We start from the raw sequence: 19946 nt of genomic DNA, 5'->3' as shown, positions 1-19946 counted from the left end.
CTTTGCAGTGATGGTATCGAAGGTTTCCTTGCTTGCGCCCGCCAGCCCGTGCGGTCGTTCAACCAAGTGGGGCGGATGTTTCCGAAAGTCTTTTTTGAGTATTCCTGTTTTGACGTAGCCAGTGCAGGGTTTTCTTGCCCGCGTTGATGCCTGGTTTCTCGATATACAGGTAGGTCATGCTGCTGATCAAAATCAGCAAGCAGCTACCCAGGGCGAGCAGTGGCAGGAAAACCCGGATTTCGCGGGCGTCCAGGTGCAACATCAGCGGCAGTCGCTGCATCAGCACCCAGATCAAGAAGCCATGCAGCAAGTAAGTGCTATAGCTGATCTCTCCGAGCCAGCGGATGCTGCGTGGTCTAAGGGCTCCAAACAGAGGGTTTCCAGAAGCTACGATCACGAAAAACAACGAAATCAGCAACAACGATTCCAGGCTGAAGGCGCGGTCGAATGCCGTAAATGCAATGGCTAGCGCCAGCAAGGCAATTGCACCGGCCAGAGGGGTCTTGCCCCAGGCCAGCAAATGCGGGCGGCGAATCCAGTACGCCGCTGCAATGCCACCGAGAAAGCCGGCCAGGAAATGTTTCTTCAGTGAGTGCTCCCAGCCAACCAGTTGATACAGGGCATAAATGCCGATCAGGCACAGCACCGTCTGTAGCCAACCGCCACGATAGACAAAAATCAGTCCAGCCAGTGGCAGGGCCATGTAGAAGAACACTTCGTAAGCCAGGGTCCAGGTGACATTGGAGATCAGCATCCCGGTTTGGTGGTATTGATTGACGTCCGGTCGGTCGAAGGTCAACCAGGACAGGATCTGTCCAATGAACTGGGTGCCAGAGTCCTTGAGTTCCCAGTTCTGCAGATAGAACACCGTCACAAAGACCAACGCCATCAGTGGCAGGTAAAGCGGGTAGAGGCGAAAGAGTCTCGATACCGCAAAGGCCAGCCAGTCATGTTGCCGCCCTTGGGTGAGCAACCGGTCCCAGAACAGAAATCCGGTGATCATGAAAAACAGCGCAACGCTGCCCTGGCCAAGTTGCGAGTAGAAATTGCTCGGCGGTAAATCGATCTTGCCCGTGCTCAGGAATATCCAGGTAATGATTGAATGGTGGATAAACACGCCGAACGCGAGATATCCGCGCAGTCCATCAATGCTGGCAAAGCGACTGTTACCCGCATGTTCCAGATGATCGGAGATTTTCGGTACGGCGCGTAGCACAAGTGCAGCGGTCACGATGGCGAGCAGGTAGGCCGCTATCGCGTAAATCGGATTGATTTCATTCATGGGTGAGCCCGGACCGGGGAGTTTCCGGTCAGCACTTGTTTGTGCAGGTTATCCACGTCGGCTTTCGATGCCATCGCAGCGTATCCATTGAGCAGCGCTTCGAAATGATCCTCGAACAGCCAGCGCTTATCGACGGTATAACGCTGCATATGACGCAAATTACGCTGACGCAGGGACGGACTCAATGATGAAGGGTAGATGCGCATATCCGCCAGATCGATCAGCCCGAACTCACCGTCTTCCAGTACCAGCACGTTCCCCAAGTGGAGAGAGCGGAAGTAGACACCTTGCTCATGCAGTTGCGCCATGAATTTGCCGAAACGTTCCACTAGCGTCTGACGTACCGAGGGGGCGGTAATGCCTTGCAGGACTTGGCGCAAAGTGTGCCCTGGCAAGGGCGAGTAGTGCACGGCGGTACTGCCGTCTTCGAGCCGGTACAGGTCAAGGATGGGGGGGGTCGGAATACCCATCGTGCGCAGTTGCACACTGTTAATGGCAAAACGTTGGGAATACGGGTTGAAACTGCCCGATGTATACCACCGGCGGCGTCGAAACAGCTTGAGGAAACTGCCGTCGATCAGGCGCAGGACCTTCGGCCCCAAACCATCTTCTTCGACGATTTGCGCATTGGCAGTGAGCTGTTGCAGGGCGCTCGCGGTCACTGTTTTGATCGGCATGGCCAGTAAGCGTCTGGCCCGCAGGTTGATGCTCAATGCGGCAATCAGTGCCAGGGGAATCCACAACAGGAACCAGTGCTCTTTTGGCCGGGAAATAATCCCTCCGCCTTCAGTCAGGCCTGCTCCGATGCCAAATACCAGCCAGGCTGAAGCGATGATAAACAGCGGTTGCAGGCGGTTGCGCCAGCTACACAGAAGGCCTTGAGCCTGGAAGAACAGCCAGGGTAACAAGCCGACAATACCGACGTAATAGAGCACGCCAAGTGCAAAACTATGGGGCTCCATCAGGTTGAATCCGATGCCGGGGTCGAGGGTCAGGTCGGCGTTGAAGCCATGTCCGATCCACGGGTGATTGGCAATTTTTTGCAGAGCCATCTGCCATATCTCGAAACGGTAGGAGTCACCCCGTTCATTGATCATTCGCGAAAACATCACGGCAACGGTGGCACCCGTGACGAAGAGTGCGCCAAGCAAGGCAACGGATCGCCGATTCCAGCAAATGAAGCTTAGCCAGAGCGCGGCCAGTGTCAGTGCGACCAGTGGTGTCCTTGAGCCGGTAGCCATCACTGCGGCGAACATGACCGCCATTGCGGGAATGCTCAGCCAGAGTATCTGGTGACGCTTGCAAGTCATGCTCAAACTCAGCCAGTAGGTGCAGAAAAAACCGAATAAATGGGAGCTGAGCAGCGGATTGTCGAAGGCGCCAACACCAATCAGGCGCATGCCCGGTTCGTAGACGCGGGCAAACATGTACAGGTTGTAGATCGATGCGATCAACGCCACCGTTGCTGCGCAAAACAGCAACGGCTGGATAATTTCGCTGCGAAAACGCACCAGCAGGTAGCACCCGGCGAACAGCAGCAATGTGTGCAAGGGTGGTTTGAACTCACCACCGATATTTTGCTCGCTTGGACCCCAGAACAGGCTGAGCAGCGCCCAAGCCACGAACAGCAGTACTGCGACGAAGATTGGCTCGTTGAGCAGTTCTTTGCCCACCCGCGGGCGCAAGCACAGTGCTAGCAGCGCTGGAATGCTGAACAGGCCATAAAAAAGTTTGTGGAGCAGACTGCGCCCTGGAAGAAAAAACAGCGCGCAAAGCAGCAACAAATAACCGAGCGGCAAAATCCACAGGCAAATGAAATCGAAGACACGATTGGAAGTATTGTTCAGGCCGTTTAATTGCATGCTGAGTGATTCATTCCTGAGTTGAACGACCATGTTAAGGCTGGGCGGGCTGGATATAGGTTTGGGGGCGTCACAATACCAGTCTTTACGCGATTGCCAGAACCCTGAAGAAGCTGTGCTAAAGTCTGCGTCCTTTTTATCGACATTCGCGTGATATGACCGACTCCAGTCTCTCCGCAAGCCCATCGAGCTTGAAAATCTACTTCCGCCTGCTCGGCTATGTCCGGCCGTACATCAGTATGTTCCTGATCAGCATTGTCGGATTCCTGATTTTCGCTTCGACGCAGCCAATGCTGGGCTACATCCTGAAGTACTTCGTCGATGGCCTGTCCAATCCGCAAGCAGTGCTATTCCCGACCGTGCCGTACCTGCGCGACTTGCAGCTGCTGCAGGCAGTGCCCTTGCTGATCATTCTGATCGCAGCGTGGCAGGGGCTGGGGTCCTATCTGGGCAACTACTTCCTGGCCAAGGTCTCCCTTGGGCTGGTCCATGACCTGCGAGTCCAGTTGTTCAACAACCTGTTGGTGCTGCCGAACCGATACTTCGACAAGCATAACTCGGGTCATCTGATTTCACGTATCACCTTCAACGTGACCATGGTCACGGGGGCGGCGACAGATGCGATCAAGGTCGTAATTCGTGAAGGCATGACGGTGATCTTCCTGTTTGCCTCGCTGCTGTTCATGAACTGGCGCCTGACGCTGGTGATGGTCGCCATCCTGCCGCTCATCGCCGTGATGGTGCGTACGGCGAGCAAGAAATTTCGCAAACAGAGCAAGAAGATCCAGTTGGCGATGGGCGATGTGACGCATGTGGCCTCGGAAACCATCCAGGGCTATCGCGTGGTTCGCAGTTTCGGTGGTGAGGTTTACGAAGAAAAGCGTTTCTTCGAAGCCAGTCAGGGCAACACCGACAAGCAGTTGCGTATGACCCGTACCGGTGCCATCTACACGCCATTACTGCAACTGGTGATCTATACCGCCATGGCGGCGCTGATGTTCCTGGTGCTGTACCTGCGTGGTGACGCGTCCGCTGGTGACATGGTTGCCTATATCACGCTGGCTGGCCTTTTGCCCAAGCCCATCCGTCAATTGTCCGAGGTCAGCTCGACCATCCAGAAGGGGGTCGCAGGTGCCGAGAGCATCTTCGAGCAATTGGATGTCGAGCCTGAAGTCGATACCGGCACCATCGAGCGTGATGTTGTCAGCGGTCGTCTGGAGGTGCGTAACCTCAGTTTTACTTATCCCGACACCGAGCGTCAGGTGCTCGACGACATCAGCTTCTCGGTAGAGCCAGGGCAAATGGTCGCGCTGGTGGGACGTTCCGGCAGTGGCAAGTCGACGCTGGCCAACCTGATCCCGCGCTTCTATCACCACGACAAGGGCCAGATCCTCATCGATGGCGTTGAGGTGGAAGAATACAAACTGCTGAACCTGCGCAAGCACATCGCCCAGGTGACTCAGCATGTAACGCTGTTCAGCGACACCGTGGCCAACAACATTGCCTATGGCGATCTGGCCGGCGCGCCTCGTGAAGATATCGAGAAAGCCGCGAGAGACGCCTACGCGATGGATTTCATCAAGCAGTTGCCTGAGGGGCTTGATACCCAGGTTGGCGAAAACGGCGTATTGCTGTCCGGTGGCCAGCGGCAGCGCCTGGCGATTGCGCGGGCACTGTTGAAGAATGCACCCTTGCTGATTCTCGACGAGGCCACGTCGGCACTTGATACCGAATCCGAACGCCACATTCAGGCTGCGCTGGATCAGGTCATGAAAGGCCGCACCACTCTGGTGATTGCTCACCGGCTGTCGACCATCGAGAAGGCTGACCTGATCCTGGTCATGGATCAGGGGAAAATCGTCGAGCGTGGCACCCACGCTCAACTGCTGGCGCAAAATGGCTACTACTCGCGTCTGAATGCCATGGGCCTGGATGCCCCGACGCAAGACATCGCTTGAGACCGATAGCCGAGTGAGCATGGTTCACCCTTGTACACACCGGGCGTGCAATGCGCCCGGTGGCAATGGCAGCAATCTGCGCGTCGGCGATTTGCCGCGTGGGACGTTATCGGGGTGTTTGTGAGCGAGCCGCTGGAAACGGACGCCTGCAGGCGCTTGCCCGATGTCCTGCTCAAAAAATGAGCAAAAAAACCTGCTGAATGATCCGGTTGCAGCCGCACAAGCCCATGCCCACCCTGTGTTAATATCGCGCCCCTGTTCATTTTGTATGTGGGTTGCTCCATGAAGTTGTCCATGCCGCGATTCGATCAAGCCCCTGTCTTGGTGGTCGGCGATGTCATGCTCGACCGTTACTGGCATGGTGGTACCTCACGGATTTCCCCTGAGGCACCCGTACCGGTCGTTAAGGTCGAGAACATTGAGGACCGCCCGGGCGGTGCCGCCAACGTTGCGTTGAACATTGCCGCGCTCGGCGCGCCGGCCTCGCTGGTTGGCGTGACAGGCGACGATGAAGCCGCCGACAGCCTGGTCAATAGCCTCAAGGGCGCAGGTGTGCGGGCGCTGTTCCAGCGTATTGCGCACCAGCCGACCATCGTCAAACTGCGGGTCATGAGTCGTCACCAGCAATTGCTGCGTATCGATTTCGAAGAGCCGTTCTCCACCGACGCCATGGCGCTGGCGGTGCAAGTCGACGAATTGCTCGAAGGCATCAAGGTGCTGGTGCTGTCCGACTACGGCAAAGGCGCGCTGAAAAATCATCAGGTGCTGATCCAGGCGGCCCGTGCCCGTGGCATTCCGGTGCTGGCTGATCCCAAGGGCAAGGATTTCTCGATTTACCGGGGTGCGAGCCTGATCACGCCGAACCTCAGCGAGTTCGAAACCATCGTCGGTGGCTGCGCCGATGAGCACGAGCTGGTGAGCAAGGGCGCGAAGCTGATGCACGATCTCGAGCTCGGCGCCTTGCTGGTGACCCGTGGCGAGCATGGCATGACCCTGCTGCGTCCGGATCATCCGGCGTTGCACCTGCCGGCCCGTGCCCGTGAAGTGTTTGACGTGACCGGTGCCGGCGACACAGTGATTTCCACCCTGGCGGCGGCCATTGCTGCCGGTGAGGAGTTACCCCATGCGGTAGCCCTGGCCAACCTGGCCGCGGGCATCGTGGTCGGCAAGCTGGGTACGGCGGCCATTAGCGCACCGGAACTGCGCCGCGCCATTCAGCGTGAAGAAGGTTCCGAGCGTGGTGTGCTTGGTCTCGAGCAGTTGTTGCTCGCCGTTGACGACGCCCGTGCGCACAACGAGAAAATCGTGTTCACCAACGGCTGCTTCGACATCCTGCATGCCGGTCATGTGACGTATCTGGAACAGGCGCGGGCCCAGGGTGATCGCCTGATCGTCGCGGTCAACGACGACGCATCGGTGAGTCGCCTGAAGGGGCCGGGTCGTCCGATCAACAGTGTTGACCGACGCATGGCGGTACTGGCGGGGCTGGGTGCTGTTGACTGGGTGATCAGTTTCCCGGAAGGCACGCCGGAAAACCTGCTGCGCGAGGTCAAACCTGATGTGCTGGTCAAGGGTGGGGACTACGGGATTGACCAAGTGGTCGGCGCGGACATCGTGGCGGCTTACGGCGGCACCGTGAAAGTGCTGGGGCTGGTGGAAAACAGTTCCACTACCGCGATTGTCGAGAAGATTCGCAAGTCCGAATAACGCAGCTTTTGTAAGAGCGAGTTTGCTCGCGAAAAACCTGGGAGCACTGCGGGGCGCCAGGTTTTCCGCGTCATCGTTGGCCTCCATCGCGAGCAGGCTCGCTCCTACAGGGTACGCGGCACGATCTTCTTCAGCAGCAGCTTTGCCTTCCCCCGCAAGCGGGCCAGTCCGGAATCCTTCCCCGGTGGCGTCAAGCCTTGCTGGCTCACCCAATCCTTCCAGCGGATCCGCTCATCCCTCACCAGCCAGCCTTCCTGTCGGGCAAAGCTTTCAGCCAAGTACAGTCCGCGCGTGCTGGCCGGGTGCAACTGATCCTTTTTCAAGGTGTAGAGCTCAGCCATGGGGCGGCCGTCCTGCAAGGGCATCAGGTACAAATCGGGACGCTTGCGATCGAGTCGGGCGACCAGTTGATCGCCTTCCAGCCGTTCATCAACATGAAACAAACTCAAGGATTTGGCTTCCTTGGGCACGTCCAGGCGCAAATCGTAGATCAATTGCAGCGACGCCGTCGGCAGATGCACGTAGGCGCGCGGTCGTTCGATCAACTGCAGATTGGCGCAACGCACCGGCCGAGCCGAGCCGGACAGCGGCGTCAGGCGAAACGGCAAGGCCTCGCGGTAGTGCAGGGCCGACGAGTAGGGCGCCGGCAACCAGGTGTCGTTGAAGCGGCCGCCGAGCCAGCCTTCCGGGGTTTCCAGCAGGCATTCTTCGGCAATCTCCTGGATGGCGGTGTGCAACGGCAGGTTCAGCTCGTGGGCCGGGACATAACCGGAGATCAGCTTGAGCACCACGTCGCCACGGTCCTGGCGACGTTGACGCACCAGCACCCAGTAATCGCGATTCTGCCAGTGCAGCGTCAGGCGTACCGAAACGCCGAGATTGGCCAGTTCAAGTGAAAACCGCTCCGTGTCGGCGACCGTCACCGGACGGCGACGCTGCAGGATCTGGGAGAAATTCAGCGGCCTCCCGACACTCTGATAGCTCAGGCCTTCGGGAGTCGCTTCGACGTATAACGGCAGGGTCTTGAAGTTGCTCGGGTTCTTTCTTATGAGCGTACGCGGCATGTCGGCTCCTGCTTAAGGCCGCGTGGGCGGCGTCAGTTGCTACGTAGGACCTGGGCAACGGTCGCGACGTTGTGGGCGAGGTGCAGCGGATTGATGGTCCCGACAATAGCACTGGCAACACCCGGATGTTCAAACAACAATTCGAAACTGGCGCGCACCGGGTCCACGCCCGGGCTCAGGCATGCGTGACCGCTGGCGAGGGCTTTTTTGACCAGAATGGCTTTGCCGTGAGCAGCAGCATAGTCAATGACAGCCTTTTCGGTTTGCTCGTTCAGATTGTAGGTGACCATCGCGCAATCACCTTGCTCCAGGGCCTTCAAGCCGCCGTCGACGGTTTTTCCGGAAAAGCCGAACCCGCGAATCTTGCCCTCGGCCTTGAGTTCGGCGAGGGTCGCATAGACTTCGCAGTCGTTGAGGATCGCCAGGTCATTACCATCGGAATGCACCAGCACCAGGTCGATAAAATCCGTTTCCAGACGCTGCAGGCTGCGTTCGACCGAGAATCGGGTGTGCGCGGCGCTAAAGTCGTGCCGCGACAGGCCGTCGGCGAATTCTTCACCGACCTTGCTGACAATCACCCAATCCTGACGCTGGCCGCGCAGTAAAGGGCCGAGGCGCTCCTCGCTGCGACCGTAGGCCGGAGCGGTGTCGATCAGGTTGATGCCCAGGTCGCGGGTCAGCTTGAGCAGCATGCGCGCTTCGTCGTCGTCAGGGATCTGAAAGCCATTGGGATATTTCACCCCTTGATCACGGCCGAGTTTCACCGTACCCAGGCCCAGCGGCGACACCAGCAGGCCGGTGCTGCCCAAGGGGCGATGCAGGTCATGCAGGGTGGGTTGGCTCATGGCAGCAGTTGCTCCCACGCCGTGACGCCCATCGGCGGCTTTGGCAATTCGGGGAGTGGCGCTGCCGGGACCGGTTGAATGCCATCGCGGGCAAGGCTCGCCATCACCCGGTCGGCGAAGTCCGGCGCCAACGCCAGTTTGGTTGGCCAGCCCACCAGCAGTCGGCCCTCCTCGGCGAGAAACGCGTTGTCAGGGCGAGTCAGGCCCGATTGCAGCGGCTCGGCGCGATCCACGCGCAAGGTGGCCCACTGCAAGGTGCTCAGGTCGATCCATGGCAGCAACTGGGCGAGTTCTTTCTGCGCAGTGGCGATTTGCTCCGCAGGCTCACGGTTGACGCCTTCGGTTTCGGCGATATCGCCGCCCAGATACCAGACCCATTGGCCATCGGCGGCCGGGTGCGTGGTGACGGTAAGGCGCGGTTTGGTGCCGCCGCCCAGGCAGTGGGCGTAGAGCGGTTTGAGGCTCGGGCCCTTGGCGATGATCATGTGCAATGGCCGCCGCTGCATGGCAGGCTGGCTCAGGCCCAACGCTTCGAGCAGCGCAGCCGTTCCGCCGCCGGCGCTCAAGACGATGCGTTGGGCGCGGATCTCGCGCTCGTCCACCTTCAGGCCGACCAGCACGCCACCTTCAAGCAGCGGCTCGATCTTCTGGCCGGCAAGCAAACCGTCACCCGCCAGATCGGCCAGGCGCTGGATCAGGCTCGGCACATCGACCACCAGTTCCGCCAGGCGATAGACTTTGCCCTTGAAGCGTTTGTCCTGAAGGGCGGGCGGGAGTTGATCGCCCTTGACCTGATCGACACGACCACGCACGGCTTTACTGGCGAAAAAACTGGTGAGGTTGCCGGCGATCGTGCCCGGAGACCACAGGTAGTGCGCTTCGGACAGCAGGCGCACGCCGGACAGGTCCAGTTCGCCGTCACCTGCCAGGGCCTCACGCCAGCGGCGCGGCATGTCGGCGATGGCTTCCGAAGCCCCGGTCAGGGCGCCATGCAGCGCGTATTTGGCGCCGCCGTGGATGATGCCCTGGGACTTCAGGCTTTGCCCGCCACCGAGACTGGCGCTTTCCACCAGCACGGTCGAAAACCCCTGGCGGCGCAGGCGCGCATTCAGCCAGAGGCCGGCGACACCAGCGCCGACAATCAGAACGTCGGTGGAAATAACGGATGGCATGCAGCGACCTCAGTGTTTGAGTGAAGCTGCAAGTTTCAAGCTTCAAGCTATAAGCTGCAAGCAAGACCTCTTGTTGCTTATAACTTGAAGCTTATGGCGGCAGTTAATGCCCGGCAGTTTTCGAGAACAACTGAATGACAACAACGCCCAACACGATCAACGCCATCCCCAGCATCGCCGGCACGTCCAGCTTCTGCCCGTAGATGAACAGCGCCGCGACGCTGACCATCACGATCCCCATGCCGGCCCAGACCGCGTAAGCCACGCCCACCGGCACGCTGCGTACCACCAGCGTCAGCATCCAGAAGGCAATCCCGTAGCCGACGATCACCAGCAGCAGTGGCAGTGGGGTGCTGAAGCCTTTGACCGCTTTCATCGAAACAGTGGCAATCACTTCGGCGCAGATGGCAATGGCCAGGTAGTAGTAAGCGGTCATGGGTCAATCCTCGTATGAAGTGTTGCTTTCTGAGGTGGCATTCTAGAGATTCGTCAGATGCGGTAAAGTCATTACCTATCTGTTATTGAGATGGGTTTGGGCGTGAGTATGCAATGGAACCTGGAGCAGCTGCGCTTGTTCGTCAGCGTGGCGGAGCAACGTTCGTTTTCCGCCGTGGCACGGAACCAGCGCAAGGCGCAGTCGGCGGTCAGCAGTTCGATCGCGCTGCTGGAGGAAGACCTGGGCGTCAGCCTGTTCGACCGCAGCAGTGGTCGACAGCCAAAACTCACCGAAGCCGGCAACGCCTTGCTGGAAGAAGCACGGGAAGTGCTGCGTCAATGTGAGCGCCTCAATGGCCGGGCATTGGCGATGATGCGCGGGCAGGAGGCGCGTCTGCGTCTGGCTCAGGATGAGGCCATGCCTTACCAGCCGGTCATCGAAAGTTTCGAAGCGCTGGCTGAGCGCTTTCCCAGCCTGGAGGTGCAATTGACCAGTGCGGCTCAGGGCGAGGTGGCGCGCAAACTGGTGGAGCGTCGCGCCGATCTGGGCTTGTTGTTTTTTCACGACCAGATCCCCGAAGCGCTGGAGCGCCGCGTGCTCGGCAGCGTGGAAATGGTCACCGTGTGCGGCGTCGACCACCCGCTGGCGAAGCAGGCTCAGGTTGATCGCCAGGCGCTGGCCCGGTATCGCCAGCTGCTGATGTCGACCCAGTCCAGCCTCTATCCCGGCAGCGAGCCGGCCAGCCCGCAAGTCTGGCGGGCCGACAGCTTTTACGTGATGGCGGAATGGCTGGTGCGCGGCCTCGGCTGGGCCTGGCTGCCGCGCCACGTGGTGCAGTACCCGACCTATCAGGGGCAAATGGTCGAGTTGAGCAGCGAGTGGACCCCGCCGGCGTTGGTGGTGGAACTGGTCTGGCGCCGCGATGAACCCCTCGGTCCGGCGGCTCGCTGGCTGGCAGAACGTTTTGCCGTGCACTTGCAGGCGATCGGCGAAAAACCCGATAAACTCCGCCGCCATGAATAGAACTCTGTATACCGCGCTGTTTTATCTGGGGCTGCCTTTGGTAGCGATTCGGCTGTGGCTGCGGGCGCGCAAGGCGCCGGCCTATGCCAAGCGCATTGGCGAGCGTTTCTCCTTTGGAATGCCGGCGATGCAGCCGGGTGGTCTCTGGGTGCACGCGGTGTCTGTGGGCGAGAGCATTGCCGCTGCGCCGATGATTCGCGCTTTGCTGCAACGATATCCACAACTGCCGATTACCGTCACTTGCATGACCCCGACCGGCTCGGAGCGCATCCAGGCGATGTTTGCCAATGAGCCACGCATCCAGCACTGCTATTTGCCGTACGACTTGCCGTGCGCTGCCCGGCGCTTCCTTGATCGGGTCCAGCCAAGGTTGGCGGTGATCATGGAGACAGAACTGTGGCCCAACCATATCCATGAATGCGCCAAACGCGGGATTCCCGTGGCGTTGGCCAATGCGCGCCTGTCCGAACGCTCGGCGAAAGGCTATGGCCGCTTTGCCAAACTGACCGGGCCGATGCTCGCCGAAATGAGCCTGTTCGCGGTGCAGACCGAAGCCGAGGCCCAGCGCTTCCGCAATTTGGGGGCCCGGGCGCCAACCGTTGAGGTGACCGGCTCAATCAAGTTCGACCTGACCATCGACCCGCAGCTGTTGCAGCGAGCCGCCGAACTGCGGGCCCAATGGCAGGCGCAGGAACGCCCGGTGTGGATCGCGGCCAGTACCCACGAGGGCGAAGACGAGGTGGTGTTGGCGGCCCATCGTCAGTTGCTGGCGAGCCATCCCGATGCCTTGCTGATTCTGGTGCCGCGCCATCCCGAGCGTTTCAATGCGGTGTTCGAGTTGAGCCGACAGCAGGGCTTTGCCACGGTCCGTCGTTCCACGGGCGAGCCGGTCACTGCCGCGACGTCAGTGTTGCTGGGCGACACCATGGGCGAATTGCTGTTTCTCTATGCCTTGGCCGACAGTGCCTTCGTCGGTGGCAGCCTGGTGCCCAATGGCGGGCACAACCTGCTGGAACCGGCGGCGCTGGCCAAGCCAGTGTTGAGCGGTCCACATCTGTTCAACTTCCTCGAAATCGCCGCGCAGTTGCGCAGTGCCGGGGCGTTGCAGGAAGTGGAGGATGCCGAAGGGTTGGCACTGGCGGTGCAGCGTCTGTTCGAATTGCCCAGGGATGCGCAGCGGATGGCGGAGGCGGGGTTGAAGGTGATGCGCACCAATCAAGGCGCATTGCAGCGGTTGCTGGATGGGTTGGGGCGGTTGATCGAGCGGGCGTGAATCCATTCCTGACCCATTGTGGCGAGGGAGCACGCTCGCTCGCCACAAAAGTCTTTCGCCAGGACTTTTTTGTTACTGACCCGGTCTTGCATTCAACTGGTCAGCCGCTGCCTTGGCCAGATCCGGCGGCAGGAAGTCCTTGTCCGGGTTGTAGTCAGGCTTGAGCCACCGCGCCAGGTCCTGCAAATCTCCCGGGTTCAACGTGCCGGCCTGTTGCTTGAGGCGCAGGTTGTCGAGGATGTAGTCGTAGCGGGTGTTGTTGTAGTTGCGCACCGAGGTGTACAGCTGGCGCTGCGCATCCAGCACGTCAACGATGTTTCGTGTTCCCACCTGATAACCGATTTCGGTCGCTTCCACCGCACTCTGGTTGGAAATGATCGACTGCTTGCGCGCCTGTACCTGTTCGACGTCGGTATTCACTGCGCGGTGCAGGTCGCGGGTGTTTTCGACGATTTGCCGGCGCAGGGATTCACGTTGCTGCTCGATCTGATCCAGTTGTGCATAGGATTGGCGCACCTGGGAGTTGATCAGGCCGCCGCTGTAGATCGGGATGTTCAGCTGCAGGCCCACCGAGGTTTGCTCGACGTTGCCCCCGTACGGTTGGGGAAAGCCGTTCGGATTGCTGAAGCCCAGGGCGTCGTTATCGCCTTTTTCGTATTTCGCCACGGCGTCAATGGTCGGCGCGTGGCCGGCCTTGCGCTGCTTGAGGGTTTGCTCGGCAGCGCTGACGGCGTAGTTGCTGGCCAACAGATTGAGGTTCTGTTTGGCCGCCGTTTCGACCCAGGCCTTGGCATCGTTCGGCGCTGGCGGCAGGATCGGCAGGTTGTGGCTGATGCCCTGGATCGAGTTGTACTGACGGTTGGTCAGGGTGATCAGCGCTTCAAATGCATCATCCACCTGGCGCTGCGCGACGATACGGTTGGCGCGTGCGGTGTCGTAGCTGGCTTGTGAGTTGAGCACGTCGGTCTTGTCCGAGAGACCGACATCGAAGCGCTCATTGGACTGATCGAGCTGGCGTTTGAACGCGGCTTCCTCGGCCTTGGTCGAGGCCAGGTTGTCCTGGCTGCGCAGTACGTTGAAGTAACTGTTGGCGGTTTGCAGGATCAGGTTCTGCTCGGTTGCCGAGAGTTGCAGCGCGGCCTGCTCATTGACGTCCTTGGCGGCCTGGAACTGGAACCAGCGATCGGCACGGAACAACGGCTGCGCCAGCGTGGCCTGGTATGAATGAGCATTGCGGTTGGCGGTGGTCGACGGCTGATCGAGCGAGGTGCGCGCGCTGGACACTTGCGCGCCACCCGAGAGATTAGGCAGCAGGCCGGCGCGGGCCTGGGGCACGACTTCCTTCTGGGCACCGTATTGGGCCATGGCGGCGGCGAGATCGGCGTTGTTGTTCACCGCTTCCTGATAGACGCTGACCAGATCGGTTTTGTTGGATAAGGGCGCTTCTGCCCAGGCCATTCCATTGGACGCACAAGACACGGCCAGGGCCAGTGAGAGTTTGCGCAGCATAGGCGTTCCCTAAAATTAATATTACACAAGTAATTTGAGCGCCAAGGCTAAGGCGCGACACGTGCAACGTCAATGCGCGCGACGGCGTAGCGAGTGTAGTGGTGCATCGGGACGCCAACAATCCTGCAATTGCGCCATTCATCATGGTATTTGCCGCAGAGTTGGCGTTCTTTGCCAGTTGTGTCTAGACTGGCCGGGTTCTTGTCGGGGTGCCTTGCTATGAGGCTGAGATCGAATAATTTCGGATCCCGTTGAACCTGATCAGGTTAGCGCCTGCGTAGGGAACAAGATTTCTCGTCACCCGGCGAGTCCTCTTGTGCTTCGTCCGGGATGTTGTTCGACAATCGAACACCCCTCGAGCACTGAGCACAGCACTGCTGGAATTCCCAGCGCCCGTGCGTCCATTCGTTTACAGGTTCGCTCCGACAAAAATCCACTGCCTGGATGCTGTCTGGAGAGCCCGTGATGACGACAAAAGCAAAAAACGACACCCACCTGAGCGAATCGGCCAAGGTCGACGAGCAGTCGGTTCAGCCTTTTACCCGCTCGCAAAAAATTTATGTGCAGGGCTCTCGCCCGGACATTCGCGTGCCGATGCGCGAAATCAGCCTGGACGTGACCCCCACCGATTTCGGTGGCGAAATCAATGCCCCGGTCACTGTCTATGACACTTCAGGCCCGTACACCGACCCCAACGTCATCATCGACGTGCGCAAGGGCTTGGGCGATGTGCGCTCGGCCTGGATCGACGACCGGGGTGATACCGAGCGCTTGCCTGGCCTGAGCTCGCACTTCGGCCAGGAGCGCCTGGCCGATCCGGAACTGACCAAGCTGCGCTTCGCTCACGTCAACAACCCGCGCCGCGCCAAGGCGGGGGCCAACGTCAGCCAGATGCACTACGCGCGCAAAGGCATCATCACCGCCGAGATGGAATACGTCGCCATCCGCGAAAACATGAAGCTGCAAGAGGCCCGCGCTGCCGGCCTGATGAAACAGCAGCACGCCGGTCACAGCTTCGGCGCCAGCATCCCGAAGGAAATCACGCCGGAGTTTGTCCGCGAAGAAATCGCCCGTGGTCGCGCAATCATTCCCGCCAACATCAACCACACCGAACTGGAACCGATGATTATCGGCCGTAACTTCCTGGTGAAGATCAACGGCAACATCGGCAACAGCGCCCTGGGTTCGTCCATCGAAGAAGAAGTGGCGAAACTGACTTGGGGTATTCGCTGGGGTTCGGACACGGTCATGGACCTGTCCACCGGCAAGCACATCCACGAAACCCGTGAGTGGATCATCCGCAACTCGCCGGTGCCGATCGGTACCGTGCCGATTTACCAGGCGCTGGAGAAGGTCAATGGGGTCGCTGAAGACCTGACCTGGGAGCTGTTCCGCGACACGCTGATCGAGCAGGCCGAGCAGGGCGTCGACTACTTCACCATCCACGCCGGCGTGCTGTTGCGCTATGTGCCGATGACCGCCAAGCGGGTGACCGGCATTGTTTCCCGTGGCGGTTCGATCATGGCCAAGTGGTGCCTGGCGCACCACAAGGAAAACTTCCTCTACACCCATTTCGACGAAATCTGCGAAATCATGAAGGCCTACGACGTCAGCTTCTCGCTGGGCGATGGTCTGCGTCCGGGTTCGATTGCCGACGCCAACGACGAAGCGCAGTTCGGCGAGCTGGAGACCCTCGGTGAGCTGACCAAGATCGCCTGGAAGCACGACGTGCAATGCATGATCGAAGGCCCGGGTCACGTGCCGATGCAGTTGATCAAAGAGAACATGGACAAGCAGCTCGAGTGCTGCGACGAGGCGCCGTTCTACACGCTTGGCCCGCTGACCACCGACATCGCGCCAGGCTACGACCACATCACCTCGGGTATTGGTGCGGCGATGATCGGCTGGTTCGGTTGCGCCATGCTCTGCTACGTGACGCCGAAGGAGCATTTGGGTCTGCCGAACAAGGATGACGTGAAGACCGGGATCATCACCTACAAGATCGCCGCTCATGCCGCCGACCTTGCGAAGGGGCATCCAGGCGCGCAGATTCGTGACAATGCCTTGAGCAAGGCGCGTTTCGAATTCCGTTGGGAAGATCAGTTCAACCTCGGCCTCGATCCGGACACCGCTCGCTCGTATCACGATGAAACCCTGCCGAAGGATTCGGCCAAAGTCGCGCATTTCTGCTCGATGTGCGGGCCGAAGTTCTGCTCGATGAAAATCACCCAGGAAGTGCGCGAGTACGCGGCCAACCAGCGGATCGAAGCATTGGACGTGGACGTCGCCCAAGGCATGGCCGAGCAGGCCGAGCGCTTCAAGAAAGAAGGCAGTCAGCTGTACCAGAAAGTTTGACCTGACCTGAAAGGGTGGGGCCTACAGGCCCCATCGCGAGCAGGCTGGCTCCCACACTGGATTTGTGAACGCCACAAGTCCCTTGTGGGAGCCAGCCTGCTGGCGATAGCGGTCAACACAACAACAAATGTCCCTCTGAGATAACACCCTTGAGCATTCAACCCAGCACTTACTCCCCCGATATCGCGGTGCCGTCTGACAGGCGTGTGTTCGGCGGCCGTGATCTGTTTTCCCTGTGGTTCTCCCTCGGCATCGGCCTGATGGTGCTGCAGACCGGTGCGCTGTTGGCGCCAGGTTTGGGGCTGTCCGGCTCGTTGCTGGCGATTTTTCTAGGCACGCTGGTCGGCGTTCTGCTGCTGGCCGCGGTTGGCGTGATCGGCAGCGATACCGGCCTGTCGTCGATGGCCGCGCTCAAACTCAGCCTCGGCGCCAAAGGCGCCAGCCTGCCGGCGGTGTTGAACCTGCTGCAACTGATCGGTTGGGGCTCGTTCGAAATCATCGTCATGCGCGATGCCGCCAGCCTGTTGGGCGCGCGGGCCTTCAGCGAAGGCAGCCTGCTGTCCCATCCGATGCTGTGGACGCTGTTCTTCGGTGCGCTGGCGACCTTGTTGGCGGTCAGCGGCCCGTTGACGTTCGTGCGCCAGATCCTGCGCAAATGGGGCATCTGGCTGCTGTTGGCCGCGTGCACCTGGCTGACCTGGAACCTGTTCGCCAAGGCTGATCTGGCGGGCTTGTGGGCGCAGGCCGGTGATGGCTCGATGCCGTTCGCCGTGGGCTTCGACATCGCGATTGCCATGCCGCTGTCGTGGCTGCCGCTGATCGCCGACTACTCGCGTTTCGGCAAGCGGGCGAAAAACGTATTCGGGGGCACCGCGATCGGTTTCTTTATCGGCAACTTCTGGCTGATGAGCCTGGGCGTGGCCTACACCCTGGCGTTCGCGCCGAGCGGTGAAGTCAATGCCTTGCTGCTGGCTCTGGCCGGTGCAGGCCTGGGGATTCCGTTGCTGCTGATTTTGCTGGATGAATCAGAGAACGCCTTTGCCGACATTCACTCGGCGGCGGTGTCCAGCGGGATTCTGTTGCGCTGGAAGGTCGAGCACCTGGCGTTGGCCATCGGGGTGGTCTGCACCTTGATCGCCTTGCTGGCACCCTTGGCTCAGTACCAGAACTTCCTGTTATTGATCGGTTCAGTGTTTGCGCCGCTGTTCGGCGTGGTGCTGGTGGACCACTTCATCCTGCGCAAACGCAGTGGCCAGGTCGCGTCAGCCGCTTTGCGCTGGCCGGCGCTGCTGGCCTGGCTGGGCGGGATCAGCACCTACCATCTGCTGGCCAATCTGTATCCGGACATCGGCGCAACCCTGCCGGCGCTGGTGCTGGCAGGGCTGCTGCAACTCGTGCTGGGCCGGGCCTTCAGTTACGGCCGGGAAACAGCTCGGGCTTGATGATGCCGTTAAGGCGAGGGTAGGGGATCTTCAGTTCGACATGGCCCAGCGCGTAAGGCGCGATGCTGCTGGTTTCGTACTTGAGGATCACCCCACCATAGGTCAGCGCCACGTTCTGGGTTTTCTGGAACGGCCAGCTCTTCACGAACTCCGGTTCCTGATCGAGCTTGGTGCTGATCAGCCAGCTGTTGTGCGCCACCTGCGCGGCTTTCCAGAACGCGTCTTCCTGTCCCGGCACCAGCATGTCCGACAGCGTCAGCACCTTATGTTGTTGACGTGAGTAGTTGATGAAGCCGCGGCCCGGAATCCCATGGGCGCCGCCGTTGTCCAGGTAGCTGGACAGTTCGACAATCACCAGGCCGTCATGCTGCTCGCGTACTTTCGATTGCAAATAACTGCTGTTGCGCGGGCCGGCGGTGCGCAAAAACTGTTCGCGATACGCGGCCAGTGTCGGCGCCACGGGGGCATCGGGCGAGGTGCGGGTCATTTGCAGCAGGCGTTTTTCGATGATGCCGTCAAGCGTAGGTTCGGCCGGGAAGTGCACGATATCAATATTCACCAGCGGGCAATCCTGATCCTTGCAGCCAGGCTTGAGCTGTTCGGAGGCGTCGCGAGTGGTTTCCAGCGGCGCCCGATAGTTGGGCTGGAACAGACTCTGGCAGGCACCCAGGGTCAGGGCGATGGCGGCCACGGAGGCGATTTTAAAAAGCGACATGGTTGTCCTTCATAAAACTGGGAAAGGCGAAAAGTTACCCGCTTCGACTGTCAACGAAGCAGTCAGTTCGCCACTAAGCTAATTAGAGTGGGTTTCGCCCTCACCGTCTATCCCGCTGACGGGAAAGGGGCTGCATCAAAGGTCTCCGGCGCGTTAGGATGGCGCGAAGTCGAGGTGGGAGCCTCGTACAGGATTAGCAGTAACGAGGATTGTCATGACTGATTTTGCCACCGCCACTCCGACCGCCGTTGATATCGTTCGGCGCGAACAGTGCTACCAGGGCTTCTACAAGCTTGATCGCCTGCACTTGCGCCACGAATTGTTCGCCGGTGGCATGAGTCGCGAGATCAATCGTGAAGTGTTCGTGCGCCATGATGCCGTGTGCGTGCTGCCTTACGATCCGCAGCGCGATGAAGTGGTGCTGATCGAGCAGTTCCGCGTCGGCGCCATGGGCAAGACCGACAATCCCTGGTTGATCGAACTGGTCGCTGGTCTGATCGACAAGGAAGAAGTACCGGAAGAAGTTGCTCGCCGCGAAGGGCAGGAGGAAGCTGGGCTTGTTTTCGGGGCGCTGTGGCCGATCACCCAATATTTTCCATCGCCGGGCGGCAGCAATGAATTCGTGCATTTGTACCTGGGGCGTTGCGAGACAATCGGGGTCGGCGGCCTGCATGGGCTGGAGGAAGAAGCAGAAGATATCCGCGTCTCGGTCTGGGCCTTTGAAGATGCCCTGCAGGCCGTACGCGACGGACGTATTGCCAACGCACCAAGCATCATTGCCTTGCAATGGCTGGCTTTGAATCGCGTTGAAGTGAGGGGGTTATGGTCGTAAACAAGCTGCGCGATCGCTATCGGGTAGATCTGGTGGGGCTGCAAGCGTCCTGCGAGGCGAACTACGCGCGACTGATGCGACTGCTGCCGGACATGCGCAACGAGCCGGCCGCGCGGCGCATCGCCGTGACCCATGGCGATCAGATGCTCGGGGTGCTGGCGCTGGAAGTGCTGCAAGTCTGTCCGTACACCACGACCCTGCAAGTGCGCCAGGAACACAGCCTGCCGTGGCTGCCGGTGCCGCAACTGGAAGTACAGGTCTACCACGACGCCTGCATGGCCGAAGTGGTCAGCGCCGAACATGCGCGGCGCTTTCGTGGCATCTATCCTTACCCGAACGCCTCGATGCACCAGCCGGATGAAAAAGCCCAACTGAACATGTTTCTGGGCGAATGGTTGAGCCATTGCCTGGCGTTGGGGCACGAGTACGAAGTCGTACGTTAATTGTGAGCCGCAGTTGTGAACTGCGTCA

Annotated in this window: 16 protein-coding genes and 1 riboswitch; of the genes, 8 read left to right on the top strand and 8 right to left on the bottom strand. The window is 59.9% G+C overall.

What is annotated here, in order from left to right:
* Positions 1-58 precede the first annotated feature (58 nt).
* Together BLV61_RS12955 and BLV61_RS12950 are read right to left on the bottom strand one after the other, a co-directional pair.
* On the bottom strand, positions 59-1282 hold the full coding sequence (locus tag BLV61_RS12955; protein ID WP_090465497.1) for an acyltransferase family protein: 1224 nt from the start codon (positions 1280-1282) through the stop codon (positions 59-61).
* On the bottom strand, positions 1279-3144 hold the full coding sequence (locus tag BLV61_RS12950; RefSeq protein WP_090465492.1) for a bifunctional O-antigen ligase/aminoglycoside phosphotransferase family protein: 1866 nt from the start codon (positions 3142-3144) through the stop codon (positions 1279-1281). Before BLV61_RS12950 ends, BLV61_RS12955 begins: the two co-directional genes overlap by 4 nt.
* Before the next feature lie 155 nt (positions 3145-3299).
* Between BLV61_RS12950 and msbA the strand changes: the two genes are divergently transcribed.
* Positions 3300-5102 carry a lipid A export permease/ATP-binding protein MsbA gene (msbA, locus tag BLV61_RS12945; protein WP_047536617.1) on the top strand — a complete coding sequence of 601 codons (1803 nt, stop codon included), beginning with the start codon at positions 3300-3302 and terminating at the stop codon, positions 5100-5102.
* A 282-nt stretch (positions 5103-5384) separates the two neighbouring features.
* Positions 5385-6809: a bifunctional D-glycero-beta-D-manno-heptose-7-phosphate kinase/D-glycero-beta-D-manno-heptose 1-phosphate adenylyltransferase HldE gene (gene hldE, locus BLV61_RS12940; RefSeq protein ID WP_047536618.1), complete on the top strand. Its 1425-nt coding sequence runs from the start codon at positions 5385-5387 to the stop codon at positions 6807-6809.
* Between the two features lie 104 nt (positions 6810-6913).
* Here hldE and BLV61_RS12935 read toward each other — a convergent pair whose 3' ends face one another.
* The 4 genes from BLV61_RS12935 to BLV61_RS12920 all read right to left on the bottom strand — a co-directional run bounded on the left by BLV61_RS12935 (position 6914) and on the right by BLV61_RS12920 (position 10326).
* The gene (locus tag BLV61_RS12935) at positions 6914-7873 is read right to left on the bottom strand and encodes a hypothetical protein (RefSeq protein WP_047536620.1); all 960 of its coding nucleotides are present in this window, start codon (positions 7871-7873) and stop codon (positions 6914-6916) included.
* Between the two features lie 32 nt (positions 7874-7905).
* Complete coding sequence (locus tag BLV61_RS12930; RefSeq protein ID WP_047536622.1) at positions 7906-8718, bottom strand: aldo/keto reductase; 813 nt, start codon at positions 8716-8718, stop codon at positions 7906-7908.
* A complete protein-coding gene (locus BLV61_RS12925) occupies positions 8715-9890 on the bottom strand; it encodes an NAD(P)/FAD-dependent oxidoreductase (RefSeq protein WP_090465487.1) in 1176 nt (391 codons plus the stop codon). Before BLV61_RS12925 ends, BLV61_RS12930 begins: the two co-directional genes overlap by 4 nt.
* Positions 9891-9993: 103 nt before the next feature.
* A complete protein-coding gene (locus tag BLV61_RS12920) occupies positions 9994-10326 on the bottom strand; it encodes a DMT family transporter (protein WP_008004867.1) in 333 nt (110 codons plus the stop codon).
* Between the two features lie 108 nt (positions 10327-10434).
* Here BLV61_RS12920 and BLV61_RS12915 point away from each other — a divergent pair, with 108 nt between their 5' ends.
* Positions 10435-11349 (top strand): LysR family transcriptional regulator, encoded by a 915-nt coding sequence (locus BLV61_RS12915; protein WP_090469884.1) that lies wholly within the window; start codon positions 10435-10437, stop codon positions 11347-11349.
* Positions 11342-12622 (top strand): lipid IV(A) 3-deoxy-D-manno-octulosonic acid transferase, encoded by a 1281-nt coding sequence (gene waaA / locus BLV61_RS12910; protein ID WP_090465484.1) that lies wholly within the window; start codon positions 11342-11344, stop codon positions 12620-12622. The genes BLV61_RS12915 and waaA overlap by 8 nt, the downstream gene beginning before the upstream one ends.
* A gap of 72 nt (positions 12623-12694) precedes the next feature.
* Here the strand turns inward: waaA and BLV61_RS12905 are convergent, their stop codons facing one another.
* A complete protein-coding gene (locus BLV61_RS12905) occupies positions 12695-14131 on the bottom strand; it encodes a TolC family outer membrane protein (RefSeq protein ID WP_047536629.1) in 1437 nt (478 codons plus the stop codon).
* Positions 14132-14326: 195 nt separating this feature from the next.
* Positions 14327-14432, top strand: a riboswitch (TPP riboswitch).
* 164 nt (positions 14433-14596) lie between these two features.
* Here BLV61_RS12905 and thiC point away from each other — a divergent pair.
* Entirely contained in the window at positions 14597-16486 is a 1890-nt protein-coding gene (gene thiC, locus BLV61_RS12900; RefSeq protein WP_047536631.1) for a phosphomethylpyrimidine synthase ThiC, read from the top strand.
* Between the two features lie 149 nt (positions 16487-16635).
* Complete coding sequence (gene cytX, locus BLV61_RS12895) at positions 16636-17928, top strand: putative hydroxymethylpyrimidine transporter CytX (RefSeq protein ID WP_090465481.1); 1293 nt, start codon at positions 16636-16638, stop codon at positions 17926-17928.
* Here cytX and BLV61_RS12890 read toward each other — a convergent pair.
* The gene (locus BLV61_RS12890; RefSeq protein ID WP_047536636.1) at positions 17897-18643 is read right to left on the bottom strand and encodes an RsiV family protein; all 747 of its coding nucleotides are present in this window, start codon (positions 18641-18643) and stop codon (positions 17897-17899) included. The two genes, cytX and BLV61_RS12890, sit on opposite strands and share 32 nt — an antisense overlap.
* Before the next feature lie 214 nt (positions 18644-18857).
* On the opposite strand from BLV61_RS12890, the gene BLV61_RS12885 reads away from it, so the two are divergent.
* Together BLV61_RS12885 and BLV61_RS12880 are read left to right on the top strand one after the other, a co-directional pair.
* Complete coding sequence (locus BLV61_RS12885) at positions 18858-19475, top strand: NUDIX domain-containing protein (protein WP_090465476.1); 618 nt, start codon at positions 18858-18860, stop codon at positions 19473-19475.
* The gene (locus BLV61_RS12880; RefSeq protein ID WP_046819863.1) at positions 19466-19918 is read left to right on the top strand and encodes a DUF1249 domain-containing protein; all 453 of its coding nucleotides are present in this window, start codon (positions 19466-19468) and stop codon (positions 19916-19918) included. Before BLV61_RS12885 ends, BLV61_RS12880 begins: the two co-directional genes overlap by 10 nt.
* The last annotated feature ends 28 nt before the right edge of the window (positions 19919-19946 follow it).

The sequence above is a fragment of the Pseudomonas mohnii genome (genome assembly GCF_900105115.1).
GTDB lineage: Bacteria > Pseudomonadota > Gammaproteobacteria > Pseudomonadales > Pseudomonadaceae > Aquipseudomonas > Aquipseudomonas mohnii.
This window is presented reverse-complemented; position numbering and strand designations above follow the sequence as displayed.